Raw genomic sequence first — 25268 nt, 5'->3', positions numbered from 1 at the left:
AAAATTTGTAATTTTGGATTATGAAAATTGCCTTACTGATTTTTTTATTACCAATTTTTTGCTGTGCTCAGGAAGTTAAAATAGACGATTGGGCTTTTTCATTGAAAGGAAAATCGGGTTTTTTAGCTGCGCACAGCGGTACGATGGGACATCTTGCCAAAGATCGTCTTTTTGCGGGTGAGCTTTCTTACAGCAAACGCCTCCGGTCAAAGAACTGGAGTGAAGAATACCGAAACCCTTATGTTGGAGTGACACTTTATGGTTCCAATCTTGGAAACAAGGAGATTCTGGGGTATGGGTTCGGAACCTACGGATTTATTGAGTTTCCCTGGGCCCGGGGCGAAAAGCATGTGTTTACTTCAAAACTTGGTGCAGGTTTGGGAATTGTAACGAATGTTTATGATAAACATACAAACCCGAAGAATGTACCGATGAGTACTTATCTTAATGCTATTATTTGTTTGGGAATCCAGGGTCGCTGGTACGTAAAACCGCAACATGCTCTGATCTACAGCCTGGATATGACGCATTTTTCAAACGGATCGAGTAAAGTTCCCAATTTGGGTGTGAATATGCCTTTCATCGGCTTGGGGTATGAATACACATTCAAAAAGAAAGAGATCTCAAATTTCGAAACTACAAAGTTTGAACGTGTTCCGTTTTTCAAAAGCTGGAATGTTTCAGTGGTAGGAATTCTTTCGGATAAACAGATCTTCCCGACGGGTGGAAAGCGATACCCGGTTTATGCTTTAAGCGGAATGCTTTACAAACAGTTTAAACCGAAAGTCGGAATGGAGATTGCCCTCGATGTAATATCAAAACAATCGATTATTCATTACAGGAAATATATTCCAAAAACGCAATTGTCTATTTTGCAGATCGGTGCTTATGTCGGTTATAATATCCCGCTGGATAAATTCCGTTTTGTGATCGGTATGGGAAAATATATTAAAGACCGCTACAACCCGGATGCATCATTCTATCACCGTGTCGGGATGCGTTACCAGTGCAGAAATGGCTTATTACTGAACCTGGTGCTTAAATCCCATTGGGCCAAAGCAGATTACATTGAATATGGTATCGGGTACACTTTTAATTATAAAACAAGATATGCGAAGTAGTTTTTTGATTCTGTTCGTATTATTCCTGGTCTTTTCATGCAAAAAACCTGAGAATAGGACCTGTTTCAAACTGTTAGGTACTGAAACGGAGAAAGAGATTCCGTTTGCATCTTTTGACAGACTGGACCTGAGAGAGCATGTTGAATATGTACTCATCCAGGATTCATTGGATAAGGTTGTTCTGAAAGGAGGAAAAAACCTGCTGAATCTGATCGAGGTAAGCGTTTCGGATGGTTTATTGACTATTAAGAATAATAACCGATGCAATTTTTTGAGAAATGCAAAGAAAGTGGTCGTTGCTGAGATTCATTTTACCAGTCTGATCAATATCCGTTTTATCGGAACAGAACCGCTTAGAAGCCAGGGAACAATTCATACGGATTACTTAACATTCTATAGCAGGGACGGGGCAGGGGATGTAACCCTGGATGTAAATGCAATTGAGGTTAATGCCGAAGCAAATCACGGGTGGTGCAATTTTACATTAACCGGAATTACCAAAAATGCCCGGATTTGTGCTAAAAGCAATAGTTATTGTGATGTTACCGGCCTGTTGGTGACGGATTCCATATATGTGGCCTCAGAGACAGTAGGAGATATTAAAATCAATGCAAACAACCTGGTAATCCACGGATATATTACAGAATCCGGAAATATTCTTTACAAAGGAACCCCTTTAGGTCAGGATGTTCTGCTGAATGGAACAGGAAATGTTTGGTCGATGAATTAGAAAAAAAAATAGGGGGTAAAAATTTTTACCCCCTATTTTTTATTTTCCTCTTTTCAATTGCATCAGCACTTTAAATGCCTTGTCAACGTGATCTTGTTTTACGATGATCGTGAATTCATTAGCTGTTGAAACGATTTCCACAATGTTTAGACCTTCCCAAGCCAAATGCTTCAGGATATAGTAATAAATACCATACACTTCAGAATTTACAGCAGGTAGCTTCACAGTAATGGAAGCCAGGTCTCTTGTGTGAGATTTCAGACGTTCATTAATCAATAAGTTTTCCACTCTCGGTGAAATACTTTGAGAGCAAATAACTGTTGTTTCGGTAACACCTCTACAAATAGTGTAGAAAATATCTGATTCCGAATTTACAAGTTGTACTAAATCCGCTTGTTTTAAGCGCAATGATTCAGTATTTTCAAATGTAAAGTCTTCCAGATTCGAACGAACTAAAAAATCTCCAAGTTCACCGATGATGTTAGTGATTTTGATGTTTAGACGGTGGTAAAGCCCTGGAGACATGCGTTTAATCGCCATTACAATTGCTCCTTCTTTTACTTCTTTTCCTAAAGCCTCTTCAATCTCTGGTTTGATTTTTCTAGCTAACGAAGAAATATTTATCAGGTCGTCTGTCATTGCTTCACGCAAAAAAGGACTTCTTCCGATAATTTCTTCTGTTATTTTTCCAATTGATAACATATTTTGGTTTGAATTAATAGGTGTGCAAATTTAAACAATAGCACACAGAAAAGATGTTAAAGCTGTTAGATTTTATACAAAATGAACAAACTATTGATTTCAATGAAGAAATCTTAATGTTTGATGAATATTCTGTTTGTGTAAGATTATGAAGTGATTAATTTGGTAAACTTTAGTTATAGTTTGAGTCAAATACTTGTTTTATTCTTAACAAGATTTAGCACATATTCTAACTGTTCTGTTTCAGTCATGTCAGAATTATCAACAACTAAAGCATCTTTTGCCTGGGTCAGAGGACTAATTGCACGGGTACTGTCAATACGATCTCTGTGCTTCAGGTTTTCCAGGATTTCATTCAGGCTGTTAGTTTCTCCTTTTGCCTGCAATTCCAGGTATCTTCTTTGTGCCCGGATTTCCGGTTTGGCTGTGATGAAAAGCTTTAATTCTGCGTTGGGAAATACAACTGTGCCGATATCCCTTCCATCCATAACAACGCCTCCGTTTTTTCCAAGATCTTGCTGTTGCTTGACCAGGAATTCACGCACTTCTTTAATAGCGGCAACTTCACTGACGATGTTTGCAACTTCCAGCTGGCGAATCAAATCCGATACATCTTCATTGTTTAAGAGCACAGGGCGGTTTCCTTTGCTGTCAGGTTCCCCGAATTGAATGTGAATGTGTGAAAGGCTGTTTACTACACAGCTTAAGTTGATTTTGTGTGCACCTAAAGCACAGCCGTTTTTGAGAGCGTATAATGCAACACACCGGTACATAGCACCCGAATCAATAAACGTATAGTTCATTTTTTTTGCCAGTGCCTTTGCCAATGTACTTTTCCCGCATGAAGAAAATCCATCGATGGCGATTGTAATGTGTTGCGTTGAATGCATGCTGCGAATTTAGCTTAAATAGAGCTAATGGCAATTGATTTCAATAAAAAAAGGGCCTTCGTCACAGACGAAGACCCTCAATATTTAAAAGGTGAATTCTACTATTAGAATCTCCATCCTAAACGGAACATACCACCAAAGTTAGCATTGTTTCCAAATCCGCTTTGTTTCGCTTCGTTACCTGTAGCTTCAGTAGTAACACCAGCAACAGTAACTGAGCTAGATCCTTCTTTCATAGTGTAAGAATTAAATCCAAGACCTAACTCAACTCCTAAGTAGAAATTCTCAGCGAAGTAGTAATCAGTACCGAATACCAATCCAACACCGAAACCAGCAGCTTTTTGCTCTGATTCTTCAGCGTAGTCAGTCGCAACCCAAGTCGTCCCATCAGTTTGGTCACCTTCAGTTGTCATTTTACCCATACCGAAGTTGATATCTAAACCTGCATAAGGAGATAATTTTGCTGTTCCTGCAAAGTGGTACTCACCACCGATACCGATAGTTGTTGTTCCTCTTTTAGATACAAAAGTACCTGAATTACCACTGTTGTCAGCTTCAAATTCATAGAAATTGTTAGTAGTTTTGCTAGAATTGAATCCTAAAGATACACGAACAGCGATGTTCTCAGTAGCAAAGTAACGAAAACGTAATCCTGGTGTAACGATAGGAGCTACAGTAGGACTAGTAAATCCATTCAAATTTGTAGGTTGATTATTACCAAATGAGAAAGCAGCAAGACCATTAACGTTTCCTTCCAATGACATTGGAGCTCCTTCTGTTGGTTTTTGCGCCATTACAGCAGTTGTTAAAATCATTCCACCTAAAAGTAAACTTAACTTTTTCATGTTATAAATTATTATTGGTTTGGGCAAATCTACGTATTAAAAAGATTCAGGTTACAAAAACATGTTAACAAATTTCGGTGAATAACTTAAAAAAAAGTTACGTATCGAGGTGTAATTGTTTGATTTTAAGTTGAGTGTCTTTATTTTTTTGAGAGTAAAAAATTTAAGGTAAGGCCATGTTGACTGCCTGCTACGGAGTAGATATACCATCCGTAATCAACGCTGAAACGCTTAAAGGACATTCCTGCTCCAAAGCTGAAACCCGCAAGGCCGCCCCTTCCTACAATAGCCAATTCTTTTCTTCGCTGATAATCAAAGGCAGTACGCAGCTGAATCTTCTTTCCGATCAAAATTTCCAGTTGCAGTTTACCATGGCGTGCCAGGTTATCAAAGAACCCCGATTTTTTTACCTGGATGGTATCTCCGGTTAAAGGATCGACACGTGGTTTTTCATTCGGATCAACATAGGAAAGATTCCATTTTTGTAAATGCTGGGCAACCAAACTGATTCTAAAGGGTGCATGTTTCAGTTTGTGAGAAATTCCTAACTGAACTTCGAGAGGAAGCGGGTTCTTCTTATCGGTATAGCCTTTCCATTGTACCCCCAGGTTTTTAATCACTCCGACGATATTCAGGTTTCTCGCTGAATCCCGGTAAAGACCTCCAATGTCTAAACTTGTACCGAAGGCAGTATAAGAATCCAGTTGGGAATACAAAATATTCACGGTTGCACCTGCAGACATTCGTTCGTTAAATACGTGCTGGGCACTGGCTCCCAAAATGAAATCACCCGGGGAGAAAGTTCCCAAATTCGTTCCGTCAATATCCGTGCGTTGCATTTTTCCATAGGAAGAATACCGGAAATGAACCATTCCCATAGTACTTTTTATCTTTCTTGCATAAGTAAGTGCGCCTGTATTGACACCGCTTGCCATTATTGATTGATTAAACCCGAAACGTTTATGCATTTGGTGATTTAAAACCGCCGGATTATTCAAGCCTAAATTCAGGTCATTGTCGTAAATCGTGATTGCATCACCGCCAAGTCCCATGGTTCTGGCATTGTATTGGGAATTTAAATTCTGAAATGCATGAATTCCTCCTGTTTGTGCAACAGCAGCAAAGGGAAGTAAAATAAGTAATATGAGCCCCGATTTATATTTCATATGTGGCAATAACGTTTAATTTTTCTCTTCATTGTTCAGACTCGATCTTTTTCCGAATTCAATGACTTCCATATGTTCGATTCTGTTTCCGTTTATTTGAAACCGGAGAGCCGTTTGAATGGAATGAAACCCCTTATTGCCGCAAGCTCCCGGATTCAGCCAGAGTAAATTTTTGCCTTTATCCTGCTGTACGAGTAATACATGAGAATGCCCGCAAATAAAAATGTTCGGTTTTGTCTCGTGGATGAAATCAAGGGCGTGTTTACTGTATCTTCCGGGTCTTCCTGCAATGTGTGTCATTGAAACAGATACATCTTCTATTCGGAAGTTCAGGTATTCCGGGAATTCGGAACGGATCATCTGATCATCAATATTTCCGTAAACTGCCCGTAATGGTTTGAAAGCTTTTAAGCGATCGGTAACATCCAGACTTCCGATATCTCCGGCATGCCAGATCTCATCCACATCCTTGAATAATTCAAAAACGCGTTCCGGAAGAAACCCATGTGTATCGGAAAGTAAGCCTATTTTAACCATCAATTGATTGAATTCCCACAAAACTAATGAATTCATAATTATGAATTCAAAATTCAAAAGATTGCTATTGATAAATCTACCCTCTGTTGGCGCGAGACTCTGACTCGTGCCACTTGTGTTTTAGTCCTGAAAGTCTTAATGCCTTAAGGCCCTGATACCTAAATAAAACTATTGCCTGATTAAGGTCAACTCTGCTAAGACTGATTCTGCATTCGGAATTGGCTTCTCGCTTTCTTCATTTTGCATTTTGACTTTTGAATTTTGAATTGTTTGACGCCTTTCTTCCGAGTTCTTTTTATATTTGTCCGTTAAACAAACAAAAATTGGTAAGCATGGCTACGAAAACAGCTTCAAAACCATCAAAAACAACAAATAAAAGTGCACTGAAAAGCACTTCGAAATTTTCAAAAGAGACATACATTAAATGGTATAAGGATATGCTGTTAATGCGTCGTTTTGAAGAGAAAGCAGGACAATTGTACATCCAGCAAAAGTTTGGTGGCTTTTGTCACTTGTATATTGGTCAGGAAGCAATCGTTGCCGGAACAGTCAGTGCGTCAAAGCCAACTGATTCACACATGACAGCTTACCGCGATCACGCACATCCGATTGGATTGGGAACTGATGTTCGCGTGTTGATGGCTGAATTATACGGTCGTTCAACAGGATGTTCCAAAGGAAAAGGCGGATCGATGCACTTTTTCGATAAAAAGAAAAACTTCATGGGTGGACACGGAATCGTTGGAGCTCAAATTCCAATGGGAACCGGTGTTGCCTTTGCCGAAAAATATAACGGAACAGATAACGTAGTATTCGTTTCAATGGGTGACGGAGCTGTTCGTCAGGGTGCTTTGCATGAAACGTTCAATATGGCAATGAACTGGAAACTTCCGGTGATTTACATTATTGAAAACAATAACTATGCAATGGGTACATCTGTGGAGCGTACTACGAACGTAACGGATCTTTCCAAAATAGGTGATTCTTATGAAATGCCTTCGAAATCAGTAAACGGAATGTCTCCGGAAGCGGTTCACGAGGCAATAGAAGAAGCTGTTGCAAGAGCAAGAAGAGGTGACGGACCTACATTGTTGGATATCCGTACCTACAGGTATAAAGGTCATTCCATGTCAGATCCACAAAAATACCGTACCAAAGAAGAGGTTGCGGAATGGATGGAGCAAGACCCGATCGAACATTGTTTGAAAATGATTCAATCGAATAAGTGGCTGACTGCAAAAGAAATTGAAGAAATCGATGCGTGGGTTAAAAACGAAGTGGAAGAGTCGGTGAAGTTTGCCGAAGAATCTCCTTATCCTGATGCTGATGATTTGTATGAAGATATCTATCAGGAACCGAACTACCCATACATTATTGAATATTAATAGATTATAATAGATCGCAGATGGCTGAAATCATTAACATGCCCAAATTGAGTGACACCATGACAGAAGGTGTTGTTGCGGAATGGCATAAAAAAGTCGGGGATACCGTAAAGTCAGGTGAATTGCTTGCCGAAATTGAAACAGATAAAGCAACCCTGGAATTCGAATCGTTTTTTGATGGTGTTTTATTACATATAGGTATTGAAAAAGGAAAACCTGCTCCGGTGAACTCATTGTTGGCGATCATTGGTGAAAAAGGCGAAGATATTTCAGGATTGCTAAAGGGAGAGGCTCCTGCTGAAGATAAGAAAGAAGTCCAAAAGGACGAAAAAAAGACGGATGCTGAACCCGCTAAAAAAGAGGAAGCAAAAGCAGAGGAAAAATCTGCTCCGACAGAAACTAAAAAAACAGAGGCTCCTAAGCCGCAAGCGGTTTCAAATAACTCTAATACACGTATTTTAGCTTCTCCGCTGGCGAAAAAACTGGCAGAAGAAAAAGGCGTTGATCTGAACTTTATTGCTGGAACAGGTGAAGGTGGAAGAATTACAAAAAGAGATGTGGACCATTACGTTCCTTATGATGCTCCGGAAAGACCGGCAGGATCAGGAAGTGCTGCAATGAGCGAATCTTTTACAGATGAACCGGTGTCTCAAATGCGTAAAACTATTGCACGGCGTTTAGGCGAATCTAAGTTCTCTGCACCGCATTTCTACCTGACTATCTCGTTGGATATGGACAATGCTATTGCAGCGCGTAAATCCATGAACAGCAACGAAGGAGTGAAAGTTTCATTTAATGATATGGTGATCAAAGCAGTTGCGATGTCTTTGCGTAAGCATCCTGCAATCAATTCATCCTGGTTGGGTGATGTGATCCGCAGAAACAATCACGTTCATATTGGTGTCGCGGTTGCAGTTGACGAAGGACTACTTGTTCCCGTAATTCGTTTTGCAGACAGCAAAGGCTTGTCCCAGATCGGTGATGAGGTAAAAGTACTGGCGCAAAAAGCGAAAGATAAAAAATTACAACCGGCAGAATGGGAAGGAAATACCTTTACGGTTTCCAACCTGGGAATGTTCGGTATCGAACAGTTTACCGCAATAATCAATTCACCGGATAGCTGTATTATGGCAATCGGTGGAATATCCCAGGTGCCGGTAGTGAAAAACGGACAAGTTGTTCCCGGAAACATCATGAAAGTGACGCTTTCCTGTGATCATAGGACAGTGGACGGTGCAACAGGAGCTGCGTTCCTGCAAACCTTTAAACAATACATGGAAAACCCGGTTATGATGCTGGTTTAGAAATTGATAAATCAATTAAAACGGCCGCTCAATTGAGTGGCCGTTTTTAATTTTGCGTGATTTTTTTTAAATAAATAGCTCGTATTCAATTTATTATTACATCTTTGTTTATCTAATAAATGAGTGAATATGAATAAAGGAACGATTAAGTTCTTTAACGAAACTAAAGGTTTTGGTTTTGTTAAAGAAGATGAAACTAACAAAGAGTATTTTGTACACGTTTCAGGATTGGTGGACAAAGTAAATGAAAACGACGCTGTTACATTTGACTTGGAAGAAGGAAGAAAAGGATTAATGGCTATTAACGTGAAGCACGCATAACTAGATATAAAATTTTCTTTGAAAACCCTGATCGTCGAAAGATGGTCGGGGTTTTTAATTTTACTGAACGGAAGATTTCATGGTCTGGTTGTGGGAAGTACCTAATATCTTTCGCAATCTTACTGCATTTTTGCGTTAATCTACCATCTGTTTGAAGAAAATTCAGTCTTAAAATCATAGAGTCCTATAATCTTAATATCCTAACATCCTAAAGTCCTAAATTCGCAATTCGAAATCATCCCTTCTTAATCGCTTCCCAGGTCCGGTACATTTTCTCTTGGCTCGGACGGTTTTCTTCCACTTCCTCCAATGGTTCACAGGGAATCAGTGTCTCATAACATTCTTTAGGCAGGGCTTGATACAAGGCCGTTCCTTTGGTTTTCCAGGCAATCATTTCATCCGAAACCTCTTTGATCACTTTTGCAGGATTTCCTACAACAAGGCTTCTTCTTGGGATAAGCGTATTCGCAGGTACAAAACACAAAGCACCGATAATGCATTCGTCTTCAATAATGACATCGTCCATAATCACCGAGTTCATCCCGACAAGGCAGTTTTTACCAATCGTTCCTCCATGGACGATTGCTCCGTGACCGATATGTGCACCTTCTTTTAAGGTGACAGTTGTTCCGGGAAACATATGAATGGTACAGTTTTCCTGCACATTACAACCGTCTTCAATAATGATTTGTCCCCAGTCTCCTCTGATCGCAGCTCCGGGACCGATATATACATTTTCACCGATAATGACATTACCTGTTACTGCTGCCTGCGGATGAATAAAACTGGATTTTTTAACAACCGGAACAAAACCATTGAATGAATATACCGCCATGAATGCCTATTTTTGGTAAAAATATGAAATCAAAACGGCAAAATGAGCTATTGTGACTATGTTTTAACCAAACCAAAGGACGACCATCACAGGATCTATCATGATTTTCATTATGGCACACCGATTGATGATGACAATGAACTTTTCGGACGCTTAATCCTTGAAATTAACCAGGCCGGTTTGTCCTGGGACATTATTTTAAAGAAGCAAACAAACTTTTCCGAAGCTTTTGACGTTTATAACATAGATAAGATTGCTAATTACCAGGAAGATAAAGTGAATGAATTGCTTCAGAACCCCGGGATAATCAGGAATAAACTGAAAATAAATGCAGTTATATATAATGCAAATCAAGTATTGTTAATACAAAAAGAATTTGGTAGCTTTAAGTTTTGGTTAGACAGCAACTTAGGTAAATCAAAAGAAGAATGGGTGAAGTTATTTAAAAAGCATTTTAAATTTGTCGGAGGAGAAATTGTAAACGAATTTCTAATGAGTACAGGTTATCTTCCGGGAGCACATCATCCGAATTGTTTTAGATATAGTGAATTAATGAAGAAAAAGCATAGCTTTTGATTTGATAGCCCACAGTGGTGGGAAAGAACTTCAAAATTAAAACGAATATAAAAGATAGAGTCATGAAAGCAAAAATTTTACTTCCGATAATCCTTGTGATTGTTAGCTTTTCTGCAAAAGCACAAGTTGGTCTAATGATCGGACCAGGTTTAAATTATGGTTTTGGCTCCGGGCAATTATTCAAGACATTGAATTTAGGAGTTGAGATCCCACGCGATGAGAGTGCTTCTATTGTTATTCGAGCCTATGCAAGTTTGAAGAACACGAAAATGGACTCTACTTTTGCTGAAGCAATCGAACTGGGAACTAGTCCTTCGGTTATGATGGTGAATGTAAAAAATGGTGTGACTCAATACGGACTTCAGGGTGGTACAAGAAGATATTTTGTGGGATCTAACTTTGATTATGGTTTCGGTTTGTACGGTGGAACCGTATTCGATTTTTCCTTCTATAAATTATCCAGTAAGGTAACAGATCCGATTGATGAAAGTGCATACAGATTGCAAAGTTCAAATAGCGGAAGCGTATTCTTGTTAAGCTTTGGTCTTCAGGGCGGCGTTAAGAAACAGTTTGCATTTGGAACCATATTTACAGATCTGTCCCTGTCGTATGCAATTGTTGCTGCAGGATCTTCCAAACTTTCAGGAGATGCAGGATCACAGGTTTCTGCACTGAATTTCGGATTCACTATCGGCTATAGAAAAGATTTATTCTTCTGATAAATTCAAAGGTAACTGAATGCTTGCGCTAAAGCTATAGCACAGGCGCAGCGTAGTCGAAGTTACCATATGAGTAAATTTGCTGTTAAACAATTAAATAATTTGTCGGGACTTGGAGACAGAGCGTTGAAAACCTTGACCGAAGCGTCAATGTGAGTTGAAGTCAAAAGGGCCACCAGGATTTTTTCTGTGAAATCAATCCTTTCTCAAAATCTGAAATAAACTCGGAATAAGTATTGTAGCGTTTATTCATCCCTTTGATCAATGCTGTTTTTTGTTCCTCTATACTTAATTTGTTTGGAGGAACCGTAAATTGATGCTTTGCTGCTAACTTTTGCAAAAGCCCGCTGAATGCTTTGTATTTGGAATCGAGATTCGGAAGTGGATAAGTCAATTGCAGGTTGGTGGTAATCGTAGGATTCGGATCAATTAAGGGCATTCTCCCTTGCAGACACGTCCAGCAGCTTACTCCCAATGCAAAATAATCTGTTCTTGGATCCACAAGTTCCAGGTGGTTTAAAAGCAGTTCAGGTGCCGCAAATCCTAAAGGGAATAAGGTCTTTCGTGTTTCTGCTTCATTCTTATTCAATGCCAGTCCGAAATCAATTAAGGATACCCGGACTCCTTTTGAAGAATCTACGATAATATTTCCCGGCTTGATATCCAGGTGATAAATAGTTCTCTGATGAATATGATCCAATATCGGTTCGAGCTGTACGAGAACTTCAAATAATTTTTGTGCTTTTTCCCTGGAACGGAATTGCTCTAAATAATCTCCGAGTGTAATTCCGGCTTGAAAGGACTTGAAGAGGAAAATCTCAGAATCACTTTCAAAGAAATCGAGCGTTTCAGGTAAACCGTCTACAATAAAGGAAAAACCTGCTTCTTTTCTCAAACGATCCTGGACCACCAGGTTGCCTTCTGTTTTAGTGACTGTTTTAAGAATGGATTTCACACCGGAGATCTTGTTCTCCGTTAAAAATATATGAGCAAACTTCCGTTTTTTATTACCGTCTATCTGCTCAAGAATTCTGTATTTTTCCGCAGGATTCATCGCTTTACTTCAATAGTAAATTGCAATGTACCATAAAAAGTAATACCATCTGAAGGAAGAATCCCCGGACCCGGATAAGCAGTTGCTCTCCTTGTGTAGTAAGATGAATTCAATAAATTATTGACACCTGCCTCCAGCTGGAAGTACTTTCTGAACGAATAACGGGCGCTGAGGTCCATGACGAAGTAGGCAGGAATTTCCCCGATTACAGCATCACCACTTCCTTCCCTGGAATTTGTCGCATCACTGAATTGTGCCGAATTATAAGATCCCTGGATTTGAACCTGCCAGTTTTTGGCACGAACCTTTAAACCGGTTTTAAACATAACCGGACTTACATACTCTACCTGTTTGCCTACATAGCTTTTTTCCCTCGAAGAAATATAGGTAGCGTGGATATATGAAAAGTTGACGAAAATCGAAGACCCGATTTTGGAGCTGTCCATAAGTGCTTTAATGAAATCGAATTCCACGAAACATTCCACTCCTGCATTTAGTGCATTTCCAATATTCGTACGGATTTTCTTGGTGGAATTTGGTTGAGGAGCCAAACCGATTTTATCGCCGTAAAATAAAGTAAATACTGCAAGGTCTGTATAAAAGTATTTTCCTGCAAATCCTCTCCAGCCTAGTTCGGTAGTGCTCCCGTATTCATCCCTGATCAGGGAATCCACCACAATGTTGGGGTTTGCAACACGGATGTCTGAGAAGTTCACCGCGCGATAATTCTGGCAGAAATTGATATAAGCATTCGAATATTTCCCGGTTTTAAAAGATGCTCCGGCTCCTGCAAGCGGAATGGAGCGAACGATCGTATTCGAACTTTCAACTTTAAAAGCACTTAATGTATCGAAAGTAAGCGGGTGAATGTTGTATTGGTTGTAATACCCGATCGCTGAGCTCTTAATAAATTCGAAACGCAGACCGGCATTCATAGTCCATTTATCTCCCAGGAACCAAATGTTATCTGTAAAAGCTGCTAAATTCTCCGATGGAAAGCGAAAATCCGAATTCTCCATCTCTTCCCGATTGTTAAACTTAAAATCCGGCCCGTTCCCCTCACTTGCCAAACCCTGGAGATTGCTTGTTTGTCCTCTGTAATAACGTAGACCAAGTAAAAATGCACTTTCGTGATGTTGTTTTTTTGCCAGTTTGTAGCGATGCAGAACCCGGGCTTCAATTCCGGTGTTCTTGAATTCACCCGCAATCATGTCGCGTTTTCCACCCGGATCGGCAGTGTTTATTTTTCCGAGATAACCCAATGAGTATCGGTCCGAAAGCATTCCGAACGCACGGATGTTTAAAAGGGTCTTCTTAGAAAGCTTTGAATCAAAATGAAGGGCTAAAATATTCCAGTCTACTTTAAACCAGTTCCTGTCGCGAATACTTTGTTTGGGATCTGCTTCAAATTGCTTGTCTGTAAGGCCTCCGGGCTGTTTTGCCAGGTAGGTCATCCGCGTATATTCCAAACGGATATGATTATTTTCATTGAAATGATACCCGATTTGCACGAAGCCTTGCTGCTGATTGAAATTGGAGTTGGGCCTGTACCCTTTACCGGTTTTTAGCTGGTAATAAGCTTGGTATTCAAAACGTTTGCTTGTCCCTGAAATGCGGTTAAATGTTCCGAAATAACCATAATTTCCGGCTGTATTCCGGGAAGTGAATTGGAACGGACTTGTTTGTACGGGGTCTTTAATGATGAAATTCATCAAACCACCGAATTGGGTTCCGTATTGCAAGCTTGCCGAACCGCGAATGATTTCAATGGCCTGGAGAGCTTCCAAGGGTGGAGTATAGTAACTTTCCGGGTAACCCAGTGCATCGGCGGAAATGTCGTAACCGTTTTGACGTGTGTTGAAATTTGCCGCCCTGTTCGGACTCAAACCTCTTCCTCCGACACCCATTTGAATTCCGGCACCATCACTTTCCCAAATATTTAATCCGGGTACTTTAGCAAATAATTCCCGTGGGTTAGCACTCGATTTAGCGCCGCCCTGGCGTTCTGTTTCTATAAGTGTGTTTGTTCCTGTGGCTATTTGAACTCCTTTTACTGGAGGGATAAAACCAATGTCAAAATAATGCAGGCGTTTACCACGGATTTCAACTTCTTCTACTGCTTCCGAACTTTGAACTTCGATCACTGTTTTTGGAGCTGCTATTCCGTTTAGAATGTATATCAGGGTATCGATCTGGTCACCGTAAATAATAAGCGGACCTTTATCACATGGGATTTGAAACTTCCCTTGTTCATCGGTCATGGTTTTTTTTTCACCACACTGAACAAAAACTCCGAATTGCGGGGTCCTGGTTTGATCGATAATTGTTCCTTCGAAGTTTTGGGACCAGCAAAGGGAAACAAAAACACAAAACAGAAAGGAAAGACTTATTTTTCTAAAGGTAAAATCCATGTTCGGTGTTTCAAATTGTATTCTTCTTGCATGAGATCTGTTTCCCGGCTTACAAAATGCTGACTGGGTCTTCCGTTTAAGGTGACATACACATCGGCGCTTACCCTTGGGCGCGACAAATGTACGCTTTTGCTCCCGAAATGAAGGAGCGTATCATTGTATTTTTTACCCAGGAAATGAGCAAATTGTAAAATCATATCCGGCTGTCGTGACATTTGATCTATCTGCTGCGGACTCAGGTATTCGGAGTTGGTAATTTCAATTGATTTCCGGGTGTTCCGGTCTTCTACATAAAATGTCGCATATCCCTTTTTTTCCATTAACATCACCCGCCATGAAAACCGGAAACCCTCTTCATGCCAAAACAGGTTTTCCGGGTAAAGCAAATAGCGAAAGGGTAAAAGCAATTGAATGATCAGGAAAAAAGAAATACAGGCAATGACCATCTTTGATCTTGAGACAGGAACCACGGAACCTGTATTTTTCCAACTGAATACTTTTTTCAAAATGTTGAGCCATTTATCATGAAAGCTGGCTGGAAAGAAGATCAATGTGCTGAAAATCATAACCCATGGAAAAACACCGATCGGGAATAATAACCAGGTCAGGATATGAAAGACAACTACGAAAATGTAGGCAATGTTCCGTGTTTTTGAGTTCGACAGAAAAAAAGGAATCGTAAGATCGTAAAAGCAGGAAAACCAGGAGAAGACAAAAGCCACCCAGGAAGCAGCAAGCAGGTCTCCGACAAGTGGCAAGTCCCTGAATGCCTGCAGCCACATACGAAGCGGCTGGGCTTCCAGTAACCAATCTGCATTCACTTTTGCCAGACCTGCGAAACAATAAACGATGCCCAACTGAAAACGCAGCAGGAAGATCGGCCATTGAGGAATAGTGTTTCGCTGGATGGAAGGATTCCTTTTAGCGTCAACACTGAACTGTGCGTTTGCGGGCACGCAGATTAACAAAAATGCTACGATGCTTACGAAGTAATAATGATTGAGATAATAACTTTTATCCAGCAATTCCACATAAGTGAATGCAAGGAAAAACAAGGTGCTTGAAAGACGGTAAAATGCTCCGAAAATGATTCCCAAACATGCTAAGATCATTACAACAAATGGAAGATACATCCAGTTTCCCTGTAAGGGATGGATCCACTCGAAGCCCAGGTAAGTGAAATGAAAAGGAGGGTCGATGTATAAAAGTTTGACCCAGCCGTTGGCAACAAATCGAAGGGTGCTGAATAAAAACAGAAGGCCGATTACGATCCGAAAAGCGATCAGGGGAGTAATGGAAACTTCCCTGAAAAGGAAATCGGACCAGCGTTTTCTAATCGCCATCTGTATCCTGATAAGTTATCAAGACACCGAAAGCAGAAGCCATGTCAGTTTTTATATAAACAACAGTCGTTTGCTGATATGCGTAAAATTCACTTAAAGTAGTTGGAGATGAACCCAGCAAATCTTCCAATGTTCCTGTCCAGTTTCCGGGAGTGGATACCATGTAGTCGAAACGCGATTGGATGGTTGTGGCAAGTGTTGCCTTGTCTATTGCTACCAGGTAATCATCAAAACCGGTCCCGCCATTTCCTGAAAGACTTGAACCGGAAAAAATACAGCGTAAGGCTTGGATGTTTTCTGTCAGCAATGTTTTTCCCGCTCCCGAACGACGTGCTTCCAGGTAATTAGGCTGCTGGATCCCAAGAGTGTGATTCCCGATAGGGAAACCTATTTTGGTGGTTTTGCACAATTCGTAATCTTTACAGAAATTGTTTACCAAAAGGGCAAATGGACTGGTTGATTCGTTACCTGTTCCCGCTACAAACGTACTTCTGTAGCTCCCCCATTGGGAAACTACAGAAGTGATTTCGTTTTTCATTTTTGAAATAATATCGGAAACGTAGGTACAGGCACTGTTTGAATTTTGAAATTTACTCAATGAACCTGCACTGTAAAATAAATAGTCCAGCGCATCAAAACCAATCGCATCCAGATTTTGAGCGATACTCAGATCATAACTGCCGCTTTGAATATTGTTGTTGATTTGAGCTGTGTCACACGGAAACGTGCCAAATGTAAAAACAATATTTGCAGTCATTGCCGGGCCGAAATCAAATGCTTTTACATGTTGAAAAGAGATGTTTGCCTCCAGCCATGCTTGCTTGGAAATATCTAATTTTGCCTGGGTTTTATCTGATAGAAAATCATTCCATGAAGTTTCAAGTGTTGTAACTTTATTCTTCAAATCAGAATACCCAGGGATAATGTAATTATCCGCTAAGTTGACCATGATCGGGCCTTTGTCGAATTCGGTGTCTTCTTCTTTTTTCTTTTTACATGCCGTAATCAGAAGAATTGCACATAAAGGAATTGTCCACTTAACTAGTTTCATGGTCGAAATATTTAATAGTTTGCGTCGATAGCTGCTTTAATAGCATTGATATCATTTACAGTCAATGACCATAAATTTCCGTTGAAGTCTGCAAGCAGGTTATCAACTTCTGTAACCGACATTTTACGTGTTTCAGTAGGAGCAAAGCGCAAAGAATAAATAAATCCGTATGCTTCGGATAATACGTGTAAATATTTAGCCTGGTCAGTTCCGTAATTGGTTACTGCCTGATCCAAATATTTCATTGCCTGGTATGCAGCAATTTTCTCCCACATTTCACGAATCGCAACAATTGCAGCATCGCGGTCAGCAAGAACATTGTTTGAAATAGCTGCACGTCCTTTTAGGAAATTCCCCATCATTACCTGGTTGGAATTCAATGCTGTATTCTGAGAATTGCAGTATTTCCCCCAGAAAGCAAGAGCCGGTGCTGTCGGGAAGTTTGTAGGAACTGAAAAGTATCCGAAACATTCATCCCAGTGGTGCTCCATAGTTGTATAAGCTTCTCCGGAGACAGGAGTGGTATTGTCTACATTCATTTTTGATGGGCCCAAATAAACATTCAATGCCTGGTATTTGAACACAGCACCCATGATTGATTTTTCAATGATCTCGGATTTGTCGAAACCGTTTGCGTCGATCAAATAGGTAGAAGTTCCGGAAGTCAATGTTCCTGCTTGTCCGTTTGAAGCAGTATTCATGTATGAATTACTCGCAGTGGCAATATCTGTGAAATAAGCAGAAATCATTGCCGTATCAAGGCTGAAGCATTTATCTTTCAGGTTTTTAGTAGACATAAAAGAGAAACTTCCATTTCCGTTTCCGCCAACGTTTGCAAACATATCTCTCAAAACTTGAGCAGATATTACTTGAGTTGTCCCCAGGTCCGTATACCCGATCATTTCGATTAACTGGTTGATACGTTCTGTTTGTCCTGCATAGTTAACAGTTGATTGACCGCTTGCATTTGTAAATGCATAAGTAGTTGGAATAGTATACGTTAAATCATAAGTACAGCTTCCGTCGTCTTTTTTAGCTTTTGAACTGTAATTTGATGCCGTAGGATCAGTACAACCACTTTTCTTACAAGATGCCAGCGGGGCCAACAATACAGAAAGAGAAAGGAAATAAAAGAGGGTCTTCATAAGTCTATTTGTAAAATTAAATTTAATTGCAAAGTTAGTTCGATGGTCTTCATCGGCAATACCTGAAAAAAGGTATTTTTGATTTATGAATGCCAAATACATAATTGCTGACTCAGGAGGTTCATCTGCTAATTGGGGAATCGTGCTGGAGAATAACGAAGTAGACTATATCCAGACGGATAGTTTACATCCGAAATATGCGCTTTCGGGCAATTATTCTTTTGAAAGCTTGCGGAACCGATTCAAGGGAATGAATGTGCCGCTTTATTTTTATGGAGCTGGTTGCGCCGGTGAGAAGATTCAAAAAGAGATGCAAATTCAGTTGATGCAACTTGGATTTTCTGAAGTAAAGGTTTATCCTGACACCCTGGCGGCATGCAGAGCGCTTTACGGAAACGAGCCCGGCTGGGTGGCAATTCTGGGAACCGGTTCCATATTGGTTCAGTACGACGGTTCGCAGATCGTGAAACGAATCGGGGGATACGGATCTCTGATCGGCGACGAAGGAAGTGGTTTTTATTTCGGGAAATTACTTGTCCGTCATTTGCTCCGGAGTGAACATTGGAAGCAGGAATGGATTACCCTTTTCGAATCTAAGAAGTTTATTCTTTCCAAACTGGCAGGGCCGGAAGCTCAAAAATGGATTTCGGGTTTGGGAAAAGAAACCTCAAAAATGGATTTCGGATTTCTTCATCGTGAAAATGCAGCCTTATTTGTAGAATTATATTGTCTTCCCGTTCCGGAATTAAAATACGTTTCATTTATCGGTACGTACGGATACGAACAAAAAGATGTTTTTACGCAAGTGTTTGAAGATCATTCTATTGAAGTGGGAAGGGGAGTTGCCAGCCCGCTAAAGGGTTTGGTGGAGTATCACCTTATCAACGAATAAATTAAGTCATTATTGAGTTTTGACTCTTGAAACAGAGCCTTTTAGTCGAAAATATTAAATCTTTCGTAGAAAAGTACCTTGCAGTTTGAAAAATAATTTACAACTTGCAGGAGCGAAAGTGAGAAATGGATACATTATTAATTCAGGCAACTGCTCAAACCCCCTTGGTGAATTTGAATCCTGGTACAGGAATCATGGAAATTAAAGGTCGTTCAATTCCGGATGATCCTGAGGCTTTTTGGGGTTCGATTTTAACGTGGTTTGATGATTACATGACAAACCCTAACGAGGAAACTCTTGTAAGAATCGATTTGGAGTACTTCAATATTACTTCATCAAAACGCATTCTGTTTTTACTTTACAAATTGAATGAACTGGTTGATTCCGGTAAAAAGGCAAAAGTGGAGTGGTATTACAGACAATCTGATGAGGATATGTATGAAGTAGGCCAGGATTATGCTTTTATGGTTCATGTTCCGTTCGATTTCCGTGAGTATACGGATAACGATTTAGTAGTGGCATAAAACACACTTCCCTCATTTATTTTTCATTTATCAGCCGGAAAAAGCCCCTCTTTTTCCAATTTCATTATTTTTGTCGGATTATGCGTGTAATAGCTGACATACCACATCCTCGCTACAAGATCCAGATATTCTTGTATAATGCGAAATACCTGGTGAAAATTGAACTGGGTCAATTCGAACAAACATTTAAAATTGCCGAGTCGGATGTAAATGGTTTGGAAGAGCTTAAACGCATGGTAACAGATCAATTATTACGTAACTCTCTGGAACGGTTTCTTTCTATGAGAACAGATTGGGAAGAAGCATTTAAAAATAAAGAAGTATGAAATTAGGACACATCATTACAGCAGGTTTAATTCTTGGATTAACAACTTTTGCTTGTTCAGACAAAAAAGAATCTTCCGAGGCGGAGAAAACAAAAGAAGAAAAGGCACCTGTTGTTCCGGTTGTGGATTCAAAAGGATTGAAAATTGCATTCTATTACTCGGATAGTTTGAAGAACGGATTCACGTACTACAAGAACGAAGATGCCCGTATTACGAAAAAAGGGGAGGCTTTCCAGAACGAGATGATGTCGAAACAACGCTCTTTGGAACAGAAAGCCCAGAACTACGAAAAGTATATGCGCGAGGGAACAGCTACCGGTGAACAACTGCAAGCCCTGGAAAACGAGATCATGCGTATGCGTGAACAGTTGATGAACATGCAACAGAGCAGAGGAGCCCAGTTGGAAAAGGAAACCAACGAAGCTTTAACTGTTTTGGGCAAGAAAATTGAAGTAGCAGGAAAAAAATACTGCGATAAATATGGAATTGATGTCTTATTAATCCACGGACAAGGTGGACAGATCAATTTCATTAATGATAAAATGAATGTAACTCAGTCTTTCATTGATTTCCTCAACCACGAGCAGGAAATGATGGATAAAGACTTGGGCAAGTAATAAAATATGCTGATAGCACAACAAAAACTTAACGAGAACGTCGCCGAATATATTTTATACATGTATCAAATCGAGGATTTGATCCGTGCATATCAGTTTGACCTCGATCGTATCGTTAAAGAAGTGGTGGAGCCGAATCTCCCTGATCGTGCTTATTTGGAGCGCTATAAGGCTTGGTATGCCGGATTGATCCGGGATATGAAGTCAGAAAGGATCATTGAATCGGGGCATCGTTTGGAACTTCAGGATGTATTGGTGGAATTATCATATTTGCATAATTCACTTTTAACCATTGTGAATGATGAAAAATACCGGACACTTTATTCTACTGCACTTCCATATATTGAAGATTTCATTGAGCATTCAAATTTGAAGGGAATGAATCACCTGGAAGTTTGTTTCCATGCACTTTATATGAAACTGCTGTTGAAATTGCAGAAGAAAGAAATCAGCCAGGAAACGGAGGAGGCTTTTGATGCTATGCGGGTTCTGTTGGCTTACCTCACACGATCTTACCACCAAATGAAAGGCGGGGAAGGGCAATACTGGAATAATTAAAAATTCAAAAGGTAAAATTCAAAAAGTTTCTGACTTAGGATATTTTTGAATTTTGATTCCGATAGCTATCGGAACATCATTTTGAATTAATAAAGCTCTTGTTTACTGACATTCAAATCCACCATCCCCGAAACGCCAGGTAATCTTCCCGTTTCTGAAAATTGCCAGTGCAGTACTTCGCGGTCGGTCATATATTGCGGTTCCCTGCTGTATGCTGCGATCCAAAAATTATATCCTTCCATCTTTCCACGAAACTTGGTCTCATAAAAGTTCAAAGAAGTGTAGATGATTGGTTTTACACCGGTTGCTTTTTTCACTTCTTCACACCAGATCAGGACTTTTGCTCTCAGATCTTCATCTGAAAACCCTTCGTCTTCCACATCAATTACCGGGGGAAGGTCAATACTTCTGATCTTATAAACTGAGAGAAAATGCTCCGCTTGCGGTCTTGGGAGTGCTTTCGGATTGAAATAATGGTATGCACCATTCAGGATTCCGTATTTATTTAAATATTCCCGGTTCCGTTCCCATTGGGTATCCAGGTGGTCAGAACCTTCCGTTACTTTGCAATAAACAAAATCAATAATGGTGTCGAATCCTTTTTCGTTGATCAGCAAATCCCAGTCGATTTCTCCCTGGTGATGTGATACATCCAAACCAACGCTTTTATAGCCGGGAGGAATTATTTCATGAAAATGAGTGGAAGTTTGTACCATTCCCTCGGTTTGATACCAAAAGAAGAAAAAAGCCAGTACTCCGGCGGGAACTGCAATCCAGAAAAAGAACCTGCTTTTATTCTTTTTACCTGATGATTTACGCTTGGGACTTGCTTTTTTTCGGGTCTGTCTTCTTTTTGCCATTTGGCTGCTAAATTACGGCGAAAAATGTTTACTCAACATCTTATCTCAAAAAGCATCAAATGCGGATTCCAAAATAAATTTTCAAAAGATTTGGATTTCGGGTAGCAGACGAGCGGTCATCCCGGAAGAGAAAATTATTATCGTATGCAATTCCAAATATCCCGATTACTGGAAGGGTGCCTAACCTTCGTTCTACATTTGCAGCCAGCCGGATTCCAAAATAATTAATCTCATCTTTGGGATTGGGAGTTGTAGAAATACCACACATAAGTGCAGACGATAGATTAACGGAGGTTAATTCTGAAAGATGAAAGGGAACCTGGCATCCCAAGTACCCCATAAAATTAAATACGTTTTTGTAGTTGTATTTGTTCGATTTAGCCGCCGCAGATTCATAGAGGGACGTAACAGGTGTGTTTTTATATGCTTTTTGAGCATACAATTCGAATCCTAGAATTCCGTAAACACGATTCTTATAAATATCGCCGATGCGCATATTAATCCCGTAGTGTATGACCTGTTTTTTGGGAAGATAATATCTCTGAGCGGAATCTGCAATGAAGACAGTTCCGAGTTCAACTCCGAATTGGATGAAACGCATGTTTTGCGGAGCATGTCTGATTACGTATATCCGATTGGAATCACTTGTTGAGACCTTGACAGGTTTTGTTCTGACAGGCTTTGATTTCCCCTTAGGACTTACAATTTGTCCGAATACCAGGGTGTGAAAGAAAATGAGTGTGAAAAGGGTGATTGTTTTTTTCATTGATTAATTAGAAAGTGCAGCAAAAATACGGATTTATTGGGTATTCAAAGCTTATATACAGTCCACTCCGTATTTGACAAAACAACAGGGAGTTCCAAATACAGATCACCGCCTAAGTAGCGTTTTAGCACCACAATGTATTTGCAGCCTTTTTGGTGAATGTCTTTTCGGAAGGATTCGTTTAGCAATTCATCGTTGCTCGCTACCCAGCCTTTCCGGTGTGCAAAATAAATGGCTGTCGGATTGTCCCCGGTGTTCACTGCTATGAGGTCTGAACGCCTGGAAAAATGATCCATCTCAGTTTCCAGTTTCACAAATGCCAGTTCATGTTCTTTCAAACGAAAATCGTGCAATTGATTTAAGGTTCCTTCCAGAATAATTAGGGCAAGGATACTGATTCGGACCGCTTTTCGTTGGAATCCGGCAATACCGTATCCTGCAGCCAGTGCCATGATGGGAACAAAAGGAATAATGTAGTAGGAGTGGTGTGTAAACGTAAAACCAGCCTTCATGGCAACAACAAGGAAGGCCATAAAACTGAGGCCAAGGATCGACCAAAGAAGTTTGTTGCTTTTTCTGAAGGCAAAATATAATCCGACGATAAACATTCCGAATCCCGTAAATTTTAAAGCAGAATCGTAAAAATGCTTTAATCCGTCTCCCAGGTTTTCTGCTAATTCCTTTGCACCGATACTCAATGGTTTTCCCATAAAGAAATGCCAGAACTGATATTTTTCGACCAAATAAGGAACCCAGCTGAAATACCACCAGGCAATAGGGGCTAAAATGATTCCGCTTAGGATAAAGAAGACGATCTTAAGTCGGATACCTATGTGTCTGTTGAAGATGAAGAATGCATACAGAACAAGTAAAAATCCTGCAGGCAATTTTGCTAAAATGCCTAAAAGTGTGAATAAGGCAAAGAGCAGTAAATTCAGCCATCTTACTTTCTGTTCTTCAAAATAACAGGCGGCATAATAGAACCCGATGATTACGAAGGAGGTAGCAAAGGTGTCAGGCATGATTTTCCGGCTGTAGGCAAACCAGATTGATACCAATAGGATTATAGATGCATTAAAGGCTGTTTCAGGAGTGAAATAACGTTTAAGAATCCGGAAGAAAAACCAGATCCCAAAACTGCTTACGATCAGATTAATAAGCCGGCCATACCAATGCTGGTAACCGAAAAGTTCGGAAACCAGGTAATCGATGTAATTCAAAACGGGGAATTCCATCCCGGTAATTCCGGTTTTTTCACCTGCAAAATCGATCCGCGGGTAGAGGATATTTGCCGGTCCTTCATAGAAATTCCGGGTGACCATCGTTCCGGTAGTTTGTCGCCAGTTGTGGGCAACTTCCAACGGAGGATTTGTAATTCCGTACATACGCACCAGGAAGAACAGGATGATCCAAAACCGAATGTCTTTAAAAATGGGAAGAGCGAAGAATGATCTCACGTGTTTTCTTTGAAATACGAAGTTAGGAGAAAAGTTTGAAAAGAACGGATTTAGCAATCTTCCAAAATAGCGAAATTGCAAAGTAGCGAAATTGCAACATTGCAATATTGCCATGTTCAAATTTTTTGAAACAAAAAAGCGGAACTCCTTTCAGAACTCCGCTTCAGTTATCTTTTAGAATTACTTTTTCTTAAAATTCGGGGCAACGATCAAATCCTTTGTCCCATGTGTCCACGAGTAGAACCCTTCTCCTGTTTTTACCCCTTTTTTACCCGCAGTAACCATGTTCACCAACAACGGACATGGTGCATATTTCGGATTTCCGAAACCGTCATGCAGTACTTCCAAAATTGCCAAACATACGTCCAGACCAATAAAGTCAGCCAACTGCAACGGTCCCATCGGATGAGCCATTCCTAATTTCATAACGGTATCAATTTCTTCTACACCGGCAACCCCTTCATACAAAGTGTAAATTGCTTCGTTGATCATCGGCATTAGAATTCTGTTTGCTACAAAACCAGGGTAATCATTCACTTCTACCGGAACTTTGTTCAGTTTCCGGGAAGTTTCCATGATCAGGTTCGTTACCTCATCAGTTGTAGAATATCCGCGAATGATCTCTACCAGTTTCATTACCGGAACTGGGTTCATGAAATGCATTCCGATCACCTTTTCAGGGCGATTTGTTACTGAAGCAATTTTAGTGATGGAAATTGAAGATGTATTAGATGCCAAAATGACGTTTTCAGGAGTTAAAGCATCCAGTTGTTTGAAGATGTTGAGTTTCAAATCCACATTTTCAGTTGCTGCCTCAACAACTAATTCTACTCCTTTAACACCTTCTTCCATTGAAGTGAAAGTGGTAATATTAGCCAAAGTAGCAGTTTTATCAGCTTCTGTGATAGCTTCTTTCGCAACCTGGCGATCCAGGTTTTTCGTGATTGTTGCCATTCCTTTGTCTAATGAAGCTTGTGCTACATCGATCAATGCTACATCATATCCAAATTGTGCGAACGTGTGGGCAATTCCGTTTCCCATTGTTCCTGCACCAATTACTGCTACTTTTTTCATGAAGTGAGTTCTTATTTTTTTCGTGTGCGAAGATAATGAAAGTTTGGTGCCGAATGAAG

The 25268-nt window shown here is 40.1% G+C and carries 27 protein-coding genes; 12 read left to right on the top strand and 15 right to left on the bottom strand.

The window, feature by feature from the left end; all coding sequences use genetic code 11:
• The first annotated feature begins 20 nt into the window (after window positions 1-20).
• Together K0S23_RS15760 and K0S23_RS15755 are read left to right on the top strand one after the other, a co-directional pair.
• A complete protein-coding gene (locus K0S23_RS15760) occupies window positions 21-1121 on the top strand; it encodes an acyloxyacyl hydrolase (RefSeq protein WP_300359405.1) in 1101 nt (366 codons plus the stop codon).
• A complete protein-coding gene (locus tag K0S23_RS15755) occupies window positions 1111-1851 on the top strand; it encodes a DUF2807 domain-containing protein (RefSeq protein WP_300359402.1) in 741 nt (246 codons plus the stop codon). Before K0S23_RS15760 ends, K0S23_RS15755 begins: the two co-directional genes overlap by 11 nt.
• A gap of 39 nt (window positions 1852-1890) precedes the next feature.
• On the opposite strand, the gene K0S23_RS15750 is transcribed toward K0S23_RS15755, so the two are convergent.
• The 5 genes from K0S23_RS15750 to K0S23_RS15730 form a co-directional block, all read right to left on the bottom strand.
• Complete coding sequence (locus tag K0S23_RS15750) at window positions 1891-2553, bottom strand: hypothetical protein (RefSeq protein ID WP_013687505.1); 663 nt, start codon at window positions 2551-2553, stop codon at window positions 1891-1893.
• A gap of 188 nt (window positions 2554-2741) precedes the next feature.
• Complete coding sequence (cmk, locus tag K0S23_RS15745) at window positions 2742-3443, bottom strand: (d)CMP kinase (protein ID WP_300359397.1); 702 nt, start codon at window positions 3441-3443, stop codon at window positions 2742-2744.
• Window positions 3444-3547: 104 nt separating this feature from the next.
• The gene (locus K0S23_RS15740) at window positions 3548-4288 is read right to left on the bottom strand and encodes an outer membrane beta-barrel protein (protein WP_300359395.1); all 741 of its coding nucleotides are present in this window, start codon (window positions 4286-4288) and stop codon (window positions 3548-3550) included.
• 140 nt (window positions 4289-4428) lie between these two features.
• Window positions 4429-5454, bottom strand: a complete 1026-nt coding sequence (porQ, locus tag K0S23_RS15735) for a type IX secretion system protein PorQ (RefSeq protein WP_300359393.1) — start codon at window positions 5452-5454, stop codon at window positions 4429-4431.
• A 15-nt stretch (window positions 5455-5469) separates the two neighbouring features.
• The gene (locus K0S23_RS15730; RefSeq protein WP_300359575.1) at window positions 5470-5991 is read right to left on the bottom strand and encodes a metallophosphoesterase family protein; all 522 of its coding nucleotides are present in this window, start codon (window positions 5989-5991) and stop codon (window positions 5470-5472) included.
• Window positions 5992-6323: 332 nt separating this feature from the next.
• Here K0S23_RS15730 and pdhA point away from each other — a divergent pair, with 332 nt between their 5' ends.
• The 3 genes from pdhA (at window position 6324) to K0S23_RS15715 (ending at window position 9001) form a co-directional block, all read left to right on the top strand.
• Window positions 6324-7376, top strand: a complete 1053-nt coding sequence (gene pdhA, locus K0S23_RS15725; RefSeq protein ID WP_300359391.1) for a pyruvate dehydrogenase (acetyl-transferring) E1 component subunit alpha — start codon at window positions 6324-6326, stop codon at window positions 7374-7376.
• A gap of 20 nt (window positions 7377-7396) precedes the next feature.
• A complete protein-coding gene (locus K0S23_RS15720; protein WP_300359388.1) occupies window positions 7397-8680 on the top strand; it encodes a pyruvate dehydrogenase complex dihydrolipoamide acetyltransferase in 1284 nt (427 codons plus the stop codon).
• A 129-nt stretch (window positions 8681-8809) separates the two neighbouring features.
• Window positions 8810-9001: a cold-shock protein gene (locus K0S23_RS15715; RefSeq protein ID WP_300359386.1), complete on the top strand. Its 192-nt coding sequence runs from the start codon at window positions 8810-8812 to the stop codon at window positions 8999-9001.
• A gap of 235 nt (window positions 9002-9236) precedes the next feature.
• Here K0S23_RS15715 and K0S23_RS15710 read toward each other — a convergent pair whose 3' ends face one another.
• On the bottom strand, window positions 9237-9836 hold the full coding sequence (locus tag K0S23_RS15710; RefSeq protein WP_300359384.1) for a transferase hexapeptide repeat family protein: 600 nt from the start codon (window positions 9834-9836) through the stop codon (window positions 9237-9239).
• A 42-nt stretch (window positions 9837-9878) separates the two neighbouring features.
• Here K0S23_RS15710 and K0S23_RS15705 point away from each other — a divergent pair, with 42 nt between their 5' ends.
• Window positions 9879-10412: a DNA-3-methyladenine glycosylase I gene (locus K0S23_RS15705; protein ID WP_300359382.1), complete on the top strand. Its 534-nt coding sequence runs from the start codon at window positions 9879-9881 to the stop codon at window positions 10410-10412.
• A gap of 62 nt (window positions 10413-10474) precedes the next feature.
• Window positions 10475-11131 (top strand): hypothetical protein, encoded by a 657-nt coding sequence (locus K0S23_RS15700; protein WP_300359379.1) that lies wholly within the window; start codon window positions 10475-10477, stop codon window positions 11129-11131.
• A gap of 163 nt (window positions 11132-11294) precedes the next feature.
• Here the strand turns inward: K0S23_RS15700 and K0S23_RS15695 are convergent, their stop codons facing one another.
• From K0S23_RS15695 to K0S23_RS15675, 5 genes are read right to left on the bottom strand one after another with little or no spacing between them, the layout of a single operon-like run.
• Window positions 11295-12185, bottom strand: coding sequence for a protein kinase (locus K0S23_RS15695; protein ID WP_300359378.1), 891 nt, complete (start codon window positions 12183-12185; stop codon window positions 11295-11297).
• Window positions 12182-14596: a TonB-dependent receptor gene (locus K0S23_RS15690; protein WP_300359376.1), complete on the bottom strand. Its 2415-nt coding sequence runs from the start codon at window positions 14594-14596 to the stop codon at window positions 12182-12184. Before K0S23_RS15690 ends, K0S23_RS15695 begins: the two co-directional genes overlap by 4 nt.
• Window positions 14572-15939, bottom strand: coding sequence for an HTTM domain-containing protein (locus K0S23_RS15685; protein WP_300359374.1), 1368 nt, complete (start codon window positions 15937-15939; stop codon window positions 14572-14574). The genes K0S23_RS15690 and K0S23_RS15685 overlap by 25 nt, the downstream gene beginning before the upstream one ends.
• Window positions 15929-16990: an imelysin family protein gene (locus tag K0S23_RS15680; protein WP_300359372.1), complete on the bottom strand. Its 1062-nt coding sequence runs from the start codon at window positions 16988-16990 to the stop codon at window positions 15929-15931. The genes K0S23_RS15685 and K0S23_RS15680 overlap by 11 nt, the downstream gene beginning before the upstream one ends.
• 11 nt (window positions 16991-17001) lie before the next feature.
• The gene (locus K0S23_RS15675; protein WP_300359369.1) at window positions 17002-18135 is read right to left on the bottom strand and encodes a DUF4856 domain-containing protein; all 1134 of its coding nucleotides are present in this window, start codon (window positions 18133-18135) and stop codon (window positions 17002-17004) included.
• Between the two features lie 85 nt (window positions 18136-18220).
• On the opposite strand from K0S23_RS15675, the gene K0S23_RS15670 reads away from it, so the two are divergent.
• The 5 genes from K0S23_RS15670 (at window position 18221) to K0S23_RS15650 (ending at window position 21052) form a co-directional block, all read left to right on the top strand.
• Entirely contained in the window at window positions 18221-19027 is an 807-nt protein-coding gene (locus tag K0S23_RS15670; RefSeq protein ID WP_300359367.1) for a hypothetical protein, read from the top strand.
• A 125-nt stretch (window positions 19028-19152) separates the two neighbouring features.
• Window positions 19153-19551, top strand: a complete 399-nt coding sequence (locus K0S23_RS15665; protein ID WP_300359364.1) for a DUF1987 domain-containing protein — start codon at window positions 19153-19155, stop codon at window positions 19549-19551.
• Window positions 19552-19631: 80 nt separating this feature from the next.
• Entirely contained in the window at window positions 19632-19877 is a 246-nt protein-coding gene (locus K0S23_RS15660) for a hypothetical protein (RefSeq protein ID WP_300359361.1), read from the top strand.
• Window positions 19874-20494 carry an OmpH family outer membrane protein gene (locus tag K0S23_RS15655; RefSeq protein ID WP_300359358.1) on the top strand — a complete coding sequence of 207 codons (621 nt, stop codon included), beginning with the start codon at window positions 19874-19876 and terminating at the stop codon, window positions 20492-20494. The genes K0S23_RS15660 and K0S23_RS15655 overlap by 4 nt, the downstream gene beginning before the upstream one ends.
• A 6-nt stretch (window positions 20495-20500) precedes the next feature.
• The gene (locus K0S23_RS15650) at window positions 20501-21052 is read left to right on the top strand and encodes a DUF4924 family protein (RefSeq protein ID WP_300359355.1); all 552 of its coding nucleotides are present in this window, start codon (window positions 20501-20503) and stop codon (window positions 21050-21052) included.
• An 86-nt stretch (window positions 21053-21138) separates the two neighbouring features.
• Here K0S23_RS15650 and K0S23_RS15645 read toward each other — a convergent pair whose 3' ends face one another.
• The 4 genes from K0S23_RS15645 to K0S23_RS15630 form a co-directional block, all read right to left on the bottom strand.
• Window positions 21139-21912: a GH25 family lysozyme gene (locus K0S23_RS15645; RefSeq protein ID WP_300359353.1), complete on the bottom strand. Its 774-nt coding sequence runs from the start codon at window positions 21910-21912 to the stop codon at window positions 21139-21141.
• 55 nt (window positions 21913-21967) lie between these two features.
• Window positions 21968-22678, bottom strand: a complete 711-nt coding sequence (locus tag K0S23_RS15640) for a hypothetical protein (RefSeq protein WP_300359352.1) — start codon at window positions 22676-22678, stop codon at window positions 21968-21970.
• A 44-nt stretch (window positions 22679-22722) separates the two neighbouring features.
• On the bottom strand, window positions 22723-24135 hold the full coding sequence (locus K0S23_RS15635; protein WP_300359349.1) for a glycosyltransferase family 39 protein: 1413 nt from the start codon (window positions 24133-24135) through the stop codon (window positions 22723-22725).
• A gap of 180 nt (window positions 24136-24315) precedes the next feature.
• On the bottom strand, window positions 24316-25209 hold the full coding sequence (locus K0S23_RS15630) for a 3-hydroxybutyryl-CoA dehydrogenase (RefSeq protein ID WP_300359347.1): 894 nt from the start codon (window positions 25207-25209) through the stop codon (window positions 24316-24318).
• Between the last annotated feature and the right edge of the window lie 59 nt (window positions 25210-25268).

The organism is Fluviicola sp. (genome assembly GCF_029266855.1).
Classification (GTDB): domain Bacteria; phylum Bacteroidota; class Bacteroidia; order Flavobacteriales_D; family Crocinitomicaceae; genus Fluviicola.
This window is presented reverse-complemented; position numbering and strand designations above follow the sequence as displayed.